Genomic DNA, 12,410 nt, shown 5'->3' on the forward strand with positions numbered 1-12,410 from the left:
AGCTTTTCCTAGTCTCTATTTTCTAGAAGCGAAGCGTCTAGTCTCTCCCTCGTTTCTAGTTTCTAGTTTTTAGAAGCGAAGCGTCTAAGCTCCGCTCTAGACTCCTTTCCCCGCTTTAATCTTTAACCGCTTGCCAAGCAACACCGATTTGATAAAGGATTTGCGTGGCGGTGGAGGCGGTGCTTAGGCCGTCTAGGTAGTCGGTGTCGATTGGGACGATAATGGTGTCGCCGGGTTCCAGTTGTTTTTGGTTGCGGCTGAACCAGAAGCTGTTGTTGGGCATCATCACTGAGCCGTCGGCGCGCACAACGTAGATGCGGTCGGTGTCGGCTTGTTGTTTGGTGCCGCCGGAAGATTCAATGTAATCACTTACCGTCATGCCAGGTTCAAACAGCTGATTAGATGCAAACTGGACTTCGCCCATGATGCTGACCACGGGGTTTCTAGGCGGCACGTATAGCTTGTCACCGCCTTCTAGCATAATGTTTGCGACATCATCACCTTTTAGTGCGCGTGGCAATGAGATCACCATGCGGCCCACGGCTTCGGCGTTTTGTAGCTCTTCGGCGAGTGATAAAGCTTCAGTCGGGCTGGTAGTATATTGCGCGCTGGTTGTTTGACGACGTAACGCTAAGCTGCTGATTTCTTGCTTTAATTGACGGTTGAGCATTTTCAAGCGCTCTGCTTCTTGGCGTTTGAGTCGCTCACGGCTAAATACCGCCCCTTTGGGGTAAGCAAACTCGGTAAGGCCACCCGCGCGTTCAATGACATCGTCGATGGTTTCGCCACGCTCAAAGGCATACACACCAGGGAAGCGGACTTCACCTTGGAGCTCAATCGTGTTGTTTTTATGCCAGTTGGGCTTGGTTTTAATGTTAATACGATCTTGACGTTGGATGGTCAACGTTGGCCCTTTGCCAGCCAGTGTCTCACCCAGGTTGATCGGGTAATGGCGTACCGTTAAACGCCCATCAACCACTTCGCGCCGTGAGATCTCGGCTTGCTTAACGTAGGCCGCTTCGGTCAGTCCACCAGCAGCATCGAGTAATTGCTCGATGGAGGCGTTGACGGGATAAGGATATATACCGGGATACTTAACGGCTCCCGTCAACTCAACGACTGGCGCGGCGTGTTGGTTACTTGCTTGGTCTTTAAGCCTTTCAATAATCGGGGCCAGCTCTTGTTCGCGCAGTGAGCGTCCGCCCTCATCATTTTGTTCGACCAGGTTTTTAACTAACTTGGACTCGTTTTGCTTGGTTTGCACCGCCACTTCTGCCCCGGTTTCTGGGTCAATATACGTGCCGCCGCTACTTTTTTGATCGAGGCGTGATTTGTCGACTTTCGCCGTTTGACGTTTGTCCCAGTATTGGCTGTCGATGCCGTTGTTAAAAACAAAAACTTGATCACCTTGTTGCAAGCGCAGGTTATCTGCTGAGGTGGGCTCGTCAATAGCGCGGCCCAGTTCAAACTGCAGGACCTCAATGTCGCGTTTTGCATTTACTTCACGCACGAGCAAGGCATAGTTTAAATCAGCACTGGGCTTGAGGTCGCGCTTTGCTGTTTTAATGAGATCAGATATTTTCATTCCGGGTTCAAAGCTGTACGCGCCTTGACGAACCACCTCACCACGCAGTACTACCGCGTTATCGATCGCATCGTTACTTTTCGCAATGGTGATATCATCACCGTTTTTGACGGCGAAACGCTGGCCTTCTGCCGTGGTCATGTCTAGGCTGAACTGCTTGGTGCCTGATTCAGTGGTGCGTTTAACACTGATACTCGATAGATAACCTTCGGGAAGCGCCCCCCCTGCCATATCGACCACGTCCGCGAGCGTGCTGTTGCCGGTCAGTTCATATAATGCGGGGCGTAATACCTCGCCGTCGACCGCGACTTGCGCACCACGTGCAGGGACAAACAAGGTATCGCCTTTGAGTAGGCGCACATCACCACTGCTGTCACCGGCAAGCAAAAGATCATAAAGATCCAGCAGAGCGACGACGTTGCCATCGCGTTTTAATTGGATATTGCGCAGTGAACCACTGTGTTTTATCCCACCACTGGCCAATAGCGCTTGGGTGATCGTGGTAAGGCCATTCACTGTGTAAGCGCCAGGCTGTTTTACATCACCGGCTAAATACACCTGCATGGTACGCATGGCGCCAATATCAACGGTGACGTCGACACCAATCACTCGCTCAGCAAACATGGCTTTAATTTGTTCGCGCACCTTACCAAAGGTTTCTCCAGCCACTTGCATCGGGCCGTATTTAGGGAAGTGGATGTTGCCATCACGCTTGACGGTCAGTTGGTATTGTTGGTTTTCTTTCCCGAATATTTGTATGTCTAGGGTATCCCCCGGACCCACTTGATAATCCGCGGGGAGCGGTAAATCATCCACCGCATTCAGTGATGCCGGGGTTCCCGTCAAAAAGGCATAGCCAAAGGGTTTGAGCGCCGGGTTATCTTTGTTCGTATCTGGCTCGGCATCTGCCATCGATGGTTGTTCGGCCGATTCACCGCCAATGCGCTCAGGCGATTCTGGGGCTGATGACGTGGCTTCTTCGGTGTTTGATTGGCTTTGTAGGCTATTTAAGTCAATGCCATATTGCCGGGCCAGCTGTTCTTGCTGCGCCTTTGGCAACTGTTTAAATTGTGCCAACTGACTGGGTGTTGGTGTTGCGGCCCATGTAGGTTGGGCGATAAGCAGCGAGCAAAGTAATCCGCCAATAATACGCGCTGAGACGGTGCGCCATGGCCGATGAGTGGAAAAGAAAAACGTCAACATAATTCGCGTGATCCGTACGTGTTGTTATCGTGATAGTAAAAATGGGTTGGCGTCGCTATCGTGTGCAACGAGAGCACAATTGCGACTAAAATCGTAATTGATATTTAAGCCAGTAACGTGTGTCTGCTTCTGGATAGTGCGGCGTATCGTCGTCGGTTTTGCTGGCACCGACCGTGACCATCCCCGTCGCAACAGGAAAGCGATAGCTGGCCTCAAGCACGTGCCAGCTGTCGTTACCTTGCTCACGTTCCGCCAGCATGGTTTTTATTGCATGGTCGTTGGTCAGCTGGGTATACACGGCCACAGAGCGGCTTGTATCTAACCCATAGGTTGTACTGTTACCGCCTAATTGGTCTGATGATATCGCTTGATCAATGGCGGGAGTTTGGCTCAGTACGGTTTCAAAACCATGGTGAGTCTGTTGTTGTTCTAGCACCAGACGAACACTTTGCCCTGCCAGCTCCGTTTGTCCGCTCCAGCCAATTAGGCTACTTGCCAGATCTTTGGCTTGATAATTACTGACCAACTCTGTGTAAACAGCATGCGCCAACGGTAAATCAAACGCGGGTAATGCCAGTTTTGCATCCCACGCCCATTGTTCGGCGCGAGTCCGATGGTCATTGGGGTTTTGCCACTCTTGATAACTCAACCCATATTGAAAGCCACGAATGGGTTGGCTGACTAAGCGCGCGGCCCAGTGCGCATCATAACCTGTGTTCTCAGGGCGTTGATACACGGCCTCAAACGACCAGTAACCGAGCAAAGGAAGCGCTTCACCGAGATAGCTGAGTGACACGCTTGGTGCCGCTGCCGTTTGATTTCCCCAAATGAGGTTATGCTGCCAGCCTTGGCCCCACCATCGATCAATTTGGCCCATGGTAAGCAACCAGCGACCATCGTTAAGCGCGAGGTAAGAGCCTTGCCAGGTATAGTCTTTATCGCCATTGGCATCGCGAAGGTATTGATTAGCGACTTTAAAAGCAAAACGATTGCTTAGATGTTGGTAGTAGCTACTCACTTGCCATTCGTGACGTGGCGTGTCGCCATAGTCTATTCCGGTGGCGGGATCGTTGGCCCAATAAAAATCAAACCCGATTGGCGCGCGATTAAACTTAGCCGCATGCGCACGATAGCGAACATGACTACGCGCCGTATTGAGCATTGCGGCGCGAGGCAACACGCTGCCTGTAAATTGACTGGGGTTGGTATCGTCGTAAAAGCTAGACCAGCGTAACGGATAGTGATTAATCGGAGCATTGAGTTGGCCGGCATCCGATAATGCAGTCAGATCGGCGCGTAAAAATGGGTCATCCGGCTCAAGCCAGGGGGATGCGCCCGCTTGTGTGCTTGTGAGCAGTACCAGCATCGCTATCGTTTGCCTACCACTTAGGTGAGGCGATGCCAAGTTCATCCATTTTGAACATTTCATAGGTTTGTTAACAACGCTGCGAATGAAAGAAAATATGAGTTAAAAATTAAACAGACATTGAGTCGATATGTGCCATTTAGACACGCTACCGCCCGGAGGTGTCGCTCCCCTGTGCGCCTAGCCGAGTTGTATCCGTTACCGCACGTCAGGCGCAGTCGGCAATTTTTAACGATTTGTGAGTGTACCTGCTAATTTTTATAGGCAAAAGGTCTAGCCGCAAAAACTCGATATTGTGTAGGCGTTATAACCTCGGGACGTCGGCGAGGGAGAAATCCTCACTGGTCATGGTTAAGTTGGGGTTGTAGCACGGATCGTTCAGTAAGACGTGCTGCCAACGTTTTTGCATGTAAGCCACTTCTTTTTTGAAACGCGCCTGTTTTTCTGGTGTGTCTTCAAAGCCACGGGTTTTTGACTCGTAGTGATAAAGCTCGGCGAACGGTGTCCACACATTAAAGTATCCCGCCTCTTGAACCTTCAAACAGAAATCAACATCATTAAACGCGACGGTTAGGTCTTTTTCGTTTAAACCACCCACTTGTTGGAATATCGATTTTTTGATCACCAAGCACGCGGCGGTCACCGCAGAAAAATTCTGTGTCACCGCCGCGCGGCTCATGTATCCCGGTTGCCCTTTCGGCAGGTATTTGTGCGCATGGCCGGCAACCCCACATACCATGACGACACCGCCGTGTTGCAAGGTGTCATCGGGGTACCATAAACGTGCGCCCACCGCTCCCGTATTGGGTTGTAAGGCATGCCCAACCATCTCGGTTAACCAATCAGGGCTGATGACTTCAATGTCATTATTGACCAAAGCCACTAATTCGCCGTTTGCTTGTGCTACCGCTTTATTATTGAGCGCTGAATAATTGAAGGGGCTGTCATCACGCAACACGCGCACATGGGTATGGTTAGTTTGTAAACCGGCCAAATAGGCCAAGGTTTTTTCGCAGTCCGAGCCATTATCGACGATTAAGATTTCATAGTTCGCATAGGTGGTTTTTTCCAGAATGGAGTCAATGCACACTTTAAGCACATCTAGGCCATTTCGGGTTGGGATCACTAAGCTGACTAACGGCTGTGGACGAGGGATTTGGTAAGTGACACGCACATAAGGATACTCTGGATGTGTGTCTACTGACGCGGCGCGCCTGAGTCGATCAAGATGATCCTGAACCGCTTTCACGCCCGCATAAAGCGCATAGGGTTTTTCGTCTCCTCCTGTTGCAGTACTTCCCTCTATGGCGCGCCAATGATAGAGAACACGTGGGATGTGAATAATTTGCTGCGGCGATAGGTGCTCGACAACACGAAGCGCGAAATCCCAATCTTGTGCGCCTTCATAGCCTTCTCGAAAGCCGCCCACCTCTCTTGCCAGCGAAGTACGGTACACCCCGAGGTGAGAGATATAGTTCATGCTACACAACAGCGCTGGGTTCCAAGTGGATTTGAAGTGAGGATCAAAGCGCGTATGGCTATCTTCTGCGATCTTATCCTCATCAGAATAGATAAGCCCCACCTCGGTTTCTGTATGTGATTGAATCACACTGGCAACATGGTAGAGAGCATCAGGCGTCAGCAAATCATCTTGATCCATTAGCGCGATAAATGCTCCTGTTGCTAGACTTAATGCGCTATTGGTTGCGGCTGATATATGGCCATTCTGTTGTCGCTCAATAACGCGTATGCGCGGCTCTTTCTCTGCTTGTTCGCGAAGAAACGTTAATACGTCTTGGTTTGTCGAGCAATCATCAGCAACGCATAACTCCCAATGCGGGTAGACTTGCCGTTTAACCGACTCAATCGCCTGAGATAGGAATGAAAGATCAGGGTTATAAACCGGCATGAGTACTGAGATCACCGCCGGGTTACTCCACTGTTTGATCTGCTTGGCCATATCAGCAAGCTCTGGGCCACTGACTTGACCGTGTAAGGCGACCCACTGTTGATAATTCGTTAATGCATCACGCTTGATCGGAAGCGCTCGACCTGCTGCTAACAGGCGCTGGAAACCATATTGGCGATATAGATGCCAAGCTTTTTTGGCAACCACTATCGGGCCACCACGCTGTACAATCACTTGATGCAGTGATTTTAGGCGCTGTATGTAATGACAAGCCCTTTGCTTACCGACTTTTAATTGATTGCCCACATATCTAACCGGCGCGGTTAGCTTCCAGGACGTTGAGGCTTGTATGCTCTCTATAGCGGCGGTGAGTTGAGCATGATGCGCTGCCAGCGTCGCGATATTGTCAGCGAGTTGCGCATTTTCATTAGCCAGCTCATCTCGCTCTTCTACGCGCTTTTGATATGCATCCGTTAACTGCGCATAGGTAGAAGTTAAATCGTTGTGACGCTCATCTAACCCTTGATGCTCTTCTGCAAGCTTCTCATGCTCAGAAAGGATGTGTTGCATGTGAAGCTGCTGCTTATCAAACGTATTAGTCTGTTCAGCGAGCGCTTCGTCCAGCTGGGTCACTTTCACTGAAAGCTGTGCTTTGCGTTGTCGTAAGTCGTCTTCTTGCTGGTGCCAATGTTGTTTCGTTAAACGAGTGATTTTTTCTCGGTAATCATGATCAAGGTGCTGATGTAGCGTTTGTCGCTGCTGCTCTTTTTGTTTTAGCCAATCTCGCGTTGTTTCATTTAGCACATGCCGTAAGTCTTGCTGCTCGGCGAAGCTGATAACGAAGTTATTCACTTCATTGACAGAGGCTATATACCCTTCGCTGTTTGCGAGCTCCGCTTGGGTAGATTGACTGTGACATAAAGAGGTATCGATAAACTCTGCACAAAACGCTGAAACATCGGCTAAGTTAACATCTTCTAGTGCAAGAAACGTCTGCAACCCGGCACAAACCCTGGCTGGCTCCGTGAGCATCTTATTGAAGGGTACCCAGTAGACGTCCTGATCTTCAAGGAGTTGCAAATTGGGCAAAAGATGGTGAAGCCACAAAATATAGCTGTGAGAAAAAGAAAATTGATCACGCGCTTTCACGGAGCGTGCAATATCTAACGGATTGCGTAACGCATAGACAAAACGGGCGTTGATGTTGGCTTGCTCGAACACCCGTAACCAAAATGGCAGTAACCGTGACGTGCGTGGATCCTTAAACCCAACAGTCCCGTGAACGCGGATACGAGCCTTTAGTATTTGAGCCGCCTCTTCAACAAGGCGTGCCACATAGGCGTCATCCAGATCGATATGAACAGGTTCTGGGGTAAACCAAGCACTTTGGTAATAGCGCAACAAACGATCGTTGATGTCGACAATGTCCAGATCTTCCCAATGCCCCTTAGGGTTATGCGGCCCTGCCCCCATCAGGTTTTCACTCAGCGACACCCCTAAGGTTTGTAATGCTTTCGCCAAAGCACTGGTGCCGCTACGGTGCATCCCTAATACCACAACCACTTGCTCTGGCGTTTCTTGCGGGTTGCCACTGGCGGCGGACATGAATCCACTATTCATCGTTTTTCTCTACTGCTTGTTTTATGGGGATAATCATAACAGCATCCCGTCTATTTCATTTTTACGCGCATATAGCTGCACACCCAGCCAGGACAACACAGCGTGAAGAGACGCACTTGGGATGCGATACCAATCAACATAATGAGTTTTGCGTGTATTCTACACGGGGGGTATCGACCCGCAATAGATGGTATTGGACAATCGGCGCGAATTCGTCAATACAACGTACAAAAACTGACCACCTGTAAGTAACCCTGGTGGCACTGCTCACTCTGTCGCTACGTTATTAATGACCAATATTGTGATATTGATCACTAAACTGGACAGTAAAAAACCTAGACTTTTCAGAAAAGACACTTATACATGTCAATTTTAGTAGTGATTAACTTCACAAAAATAATTTTTATGTCCAGTTGCACATTAAACAACCAGGCCGTTTTTTATTTTTTATATCAAATATTTAGCAATCAAAAGATGTCAATAAAGATAGGCAAGTGTGATGTTGGCGCAAAAAACTCATTATTGAACGTTGACAAGTTTGTCTACCCTACCTGACAATACTCATTGCGCATTTCGGCGCGCAGTGAATCCTTCGCATTATTTTGATGCTGTGAGATTCATACATCTTAGGTATCGAGATAGTTGGTGCTCACAGTGCACCGAAGGTTGATCAACATCAGCTTCGCCAAAGCGCGGGTCATCGTAAAATGATCCGCACCAGAGCCAAGTTGATAAATCAAAATATGGATCCAATAAAGGAAATAACATGTTGAAAAAAACGCTAGTGGCAGCGGCAGTAACGATGGGTCTATCAGCGGGTGCATTCGCTGATGTTCACCTAGACAACGAAACTGGTTTTAACACCACGGTTATTGCTAAAGAAACTAAACAATCTGCACTAGATTTCTCTACGGCCGTGGAAGATCTGGAGCTTACTTTTGATAACCCAATCGCCGACCCAGCTAACAGCATTGAGCGCGAACTGCGTAACAATGGCTTCTTGTTTGTAGAAATCAAGAATGGCATCGGTGCTGAGTTCAATAAAAGCCAAATCGACAGCTGGTTGACGACTGATGCTGCTGGCACCACTCTGACCGGTATCGAAGTCGACACCGACGGTGACGCAGTCTTCACTGGTAGCAACGCTGTTTCTGACCTCGAAACCGTGTTCAAGTTTAACGACCTAGGCAACGGCCAAAAACGTGTTAAGTATGAGCTTGTTGGCGATACTCTTCGTTTAGAGTTGGCGTCTGATGTTGAAGATCTTGCTAACCCAAATACCAAGATTCACCTGAAAACGTCTCAAGCCAACAACATCTTCAAGCTGTATGAAGATAAAAACGGCAATGCAGATAAAGTTGTTCTGACCGTTGCAGCTCAGCACAATGGTTCTTTCACTGCTGACCGTTATGACACGCCTGTTGTGTTTGACCAAACTAAAACTCTGTTCAATACAGAGCTAGCGGCTGGTGGCCTCGGCACAGCAACTGCGTTGGTTAACACTTACTTTGAAAACTATAAACTTGGTCTGCAAGAGACTGGCCTCATCAATGATAGCGAAAATGCAGATATCAATGGTGTGTTTAACTTCAAAAACAACACAAGCAACCAAAACATCCAGAAAGAGCAAGTTCGCTTCACCATCAGCGGTGACTTCTCTGGGTTTGACGTTGACGCATCTAATGAGCTGCTAGACTCAACCGGTGCGAAAACAGGCTGGATTGTAAATGCTGACGGCGACAAAGCGGCTCGCTATCTTGGCGGCTCCGGTATCACTGGCGGTCAAGAACTCGAAACGATCACAGCGACCCTGTTCAACTATGATGATCCAGCAATCGGTGATGACGGCCTATACGCGCTTAAATCACCAATCTCATCTGGCACCTATTCTGTAAAAGCAGAGTTGGCTCAGTTTAACCGCGATTCTGGAAACCTGTTCAAGCCAGTTGGTGAAATTGCTCAAACTGACTCTTTCTACCCTGTAGATGATGTTGTTGAGAAGATCATTCAAGTAGACCGTGACGGTATGAAGTTTGACACCATCACTACCGGTTCTACTTCTTCAAACAAGATCTTTATCCGTGACGTATCAAACCGTCTGGGTGAGAAAGGTGGTAAGATCCTAGTCACCATCTACGAATACGAAGCCATGGCCGCTAACGAGCGTGCTGACGCAACTGGCGAAGTTGATGTTGATAACAACAACGGCATCAAGACCCTGGTACACCGTAAAGCGCTCGAGCAAAACGGCGACTACTTCACACTGCCTAGCGGTGGTGCGGTCACTCTAACACCTGAAGGTGTAGCAGAGATGGCTGGTGTTGATGTAAGCACCGCCCGCCAAGCACGTTTTGTATTCGAAGTACAAACCAACATGGGTGAAGTAGCTGTTCGTAAGAAAGACGACTCAGGTACAGACATCCAAAACGGTACCCGCAATGTTAACCGTGACAACGGTGACAACGGTACTATCGTTGACTTTACTCTGTAATCACCGATTTATTGTTGATTATAAACAGAGTAACATTGCCATAAAAGGAGGGCTTGGGCCCTCCTTTTTTTATGCCGCTAGCTAATCGTAAGCGCCCTTTCTCTCTTTGCGTCTGACACAGTATTCGTCCATAATAACCGTTTTATCGCGCTATTGATGGTTATGAAGTCCATTATAAAAGTCTCGAATGTTAGTAAATCATTTTTACTCAACCCTACTCTCTTTAATGTTCTCTCGAGTAAATTATTCCCTAATCGTCCGCAAGCGGTATTCACTGCCTTACGATCAATCAGTTTCGAGGCCTATCAAGGCGAAACACTGGGCATTGTCGGCCATAACGGTTCAGGTAAATCAACGTTATTACAGGTGATTTGTGGTGTCTTGCAAGCGACCCAAGGGCAGGTTGCGGTTGAAGGGCGTATTGCAGCATTACTCGAACTGGGATCGGGGTTTAATCCAGAGTTCACAGGAAGAGAAAACATATTTTTTAATGCTCGCCTGTTGGGCCTTTCGCATCAAGAAACCAAGCAGCGCCTTGATACGATTGTCGATTTTGCAGACATTGGCCCCTTTTTAGATCGCCAAGTTAAAACCTATTCCAGTGGTATGATGCTACGCCTAGCCTTTGCCGTCGCGATTAATATAGAGCCTCAGATATTAATTATTGATGAAGCGTTATCGGTGGGCGATGCAGCCTTTCAACGCAAATGCCAATCGAAACTTAAACAGTTAAAAGCGCAAGGAGTGACACTGCTTTTTGTCTCTCACGCTGCCGGTCAGGTTATTGAGCTTTGTGATCGAGCGATTTTATTAGATAAAGGCGAGCTATTAATGACAGACACCCCGAAAGAGGTGGTACATAGCTACCATAAGCTGCTACATATGTCTGATGAAAGTGAGCGAGAGGCCTTTAGAGCGCAGATTATAAACGGACGCCAACAATCATCAGCCGCACAGGCGGTGAGAAATACGCCTAACGCGCAGCAAAGTCAAACACACTGGACATCCGACCTTATTCCTAAATCTACCGTGTGGTATGCCAAGCAAGGCGCTGAAATCATTAATCCGCGCATTGAAAACAGCCAGGGCCAGGTGGTTAATGTGCTTGTGGCGGGCGAAACCTATTCGTATTGTTTTAGTGTACAAGCAGAGCGAGATGTCTTTGAAGTCGGCTTTGGTATGATGATTAAGACAATCAATGGGGTTGAAATTGGCGGTGCGACGTCAACTAAAAATCATGAAAAGCGCATTGATTATCTTAAAGCCAGCTACCATGTCGATGTCTGTTTTACGTTTAAGTGTTCGTTGCAAAAAGGAACGTATTTTCTCAATTGTGGTTGCTCGGGCATCATTGACGGACAGCGTCAATTTCTTCATCGCGGGGTGGATGTGGCGATGTTTTCTGTGATCGAAGACAATCAAGACGCAACCGGTATTGTTGATATGGGAATTTCATTGCAAAGCAAACATCATGCAAAAGCGCACTAATTTATTTATCGTTGGCGGACAGAAGTGTGGTACCTCCGCGCTCGCGCATTTTCTTTCTCAACATCCAAGTATTTGCATGGCGCTAGGTAAAGAAGCACATGTTTTTGATCAGCCCATGTTTTGCCAACTGACTCAATCGCATATTGAGGCACTATACACGGAACGTTATCCCCATTATTCTGGTGAGCGTTACGTGTGTGACGCAACACCGATCTATGCCTACTGGCAGGATATACCTGAGCATATTGCCGCTTATAATCCCGATGCGAAACTCGTGATGGTGGTTAGAAACCCAGTAGAACGCGCGATCTCTCAATATGCCATGTCGAAAAACCGGGGCCAGGAGTCGCTGAACGTGTTTCTCGCATTTTTGTTAGAGCCGTTGAGGATGAGAGTTAATCAGAATAGAAACTGGAAGCAACCGGCAAGAACTCAAAGCTATTTATCCAGAGGAACGTTTAAAGCACAAATCGAGAATCTTTTTCGCTATTTTTCGGCTGATAATATTTTAATTATTCATCATCAAGATTTACTCTATCAACATGATGCCGTACTTAATCGTGTATTTGAGTTTCTCAATATTTCATCTTGGGATATAGCAGCGGAATCGATTTTTTCCGGTCAGTATTCGCTATCTCGGTCCACAATATCTTATCGATTAGCTAAGCGTTATGCCACTTATAAACTTAAAGAAGATATCGACTATATTGAACAGTTTCGTTTAGAGAAAACGACCTAGTGGTCGTTT

General features: G+C 47.9%; 6 protein-coding genes. 3 read left to right on the forward strand and 3 right to left on the reverse strand.

The genetic code is table 11. From position 1 onward, the window contains the following. Positions 1–115: 115 nt before the first annotated feature. From C7A19_RS13580 to C7A19_RS13590, 3 genes are all read right to left on the reverse strand, one after another. Positions 116–2,788 (reverse strand): SLBB domain-containing protein, encoded by a 2,673-nt coding sequence (locus C7A19_RS13580; protein ID WP_116645127.1) that lies wholly within the window; start codon positions 2,786–2,788, stop codon positions 116–118. An 85-nt stretch (positions 2,789–2,873) separates the two neighbouring features. Further along, positions 2,874–4,154 carry a capsule assembly Wzi family protein gene (locus tag C7A19_RS13585; protein WP_162300278.1) on the reverse strand — a complete coding sequence of 427 codons (1,281 nt, stop codon included), beginning with the start codon at positions 4,152–4,154 and terminating at the stop codon, positions 2,874–2,876. Positions 4,155–4,458: 304 nt separating this feature from the next. Then, positions 4,459–7,683, reverse strand: a complete 3,225-nt coding sequence (locus tag C7A19_RS13590) for a glycosyltransferase (protein WP_235614315.1) — start codon at positions 7,681–7,683, stop codon at positions 4,459–4,461. Positions 7,684–8,449: 766 nt separating this feature from the next. Between C7A19_RS13590 and C7A19_RS13600 the strand changes: the two genes are divergently transcribed. The 3 genes from C7A19_RS13600 to C7A19_RS13610 all read left to right on the forward strand — a co-directional run bounded on the left by C7A19_RS13600 (position 8,450) and on the right by C7A19_RS13610 (position 12,401). Continuing rightward, positions 8,450–10,174 (forward strand): hypothetical protein, encoded by a 1,725-nt coding sequence (locus C7A19_RS13600; RefSeq protein ID WP_077649353.1) that lies wholly within the window; start codon positions 8,450–8,452, stop codon positions 10,172–10,174. Between the two features lie 162 nt (positions 10,175–10,336). Further along, on the forward strand, positions 10,337–11,662 hold the full coding sequence (locus tag C7A19_RS13605) for an ABC transporter ATP-binding protein (protein WP_235614316.1): 1,326 nt from the start codon (positions 10,337–10,339) through the stop codon (positions 11,660–11,662). After that, positions 11,646–12,401, forward strand: a complete 756-nt coding sequence (locus C7A19_RS13610; protein WP_116645132.1) for a sulfotransferase — start codon at positions 11,646–11,648, stop codon at positions 12,399–12,401. Before C7A19_RS13605 ends, C7A19_RS13610 begins: the two co-directional genes overlap by 17 nt. Positions 12,402–12,410: the final 9 nt, after the last annotated feature.

Origin of the sequence: Salinivibrio sp. HTSP (assembly GCF_003390965.1) — a bacterium.
GTDB lineage: Bacteria > Pseudomonadota > Gammaproteobacteria > Enterobacterales > Vibrionaceae > Salinivibrio > Salinivibrio kushneri.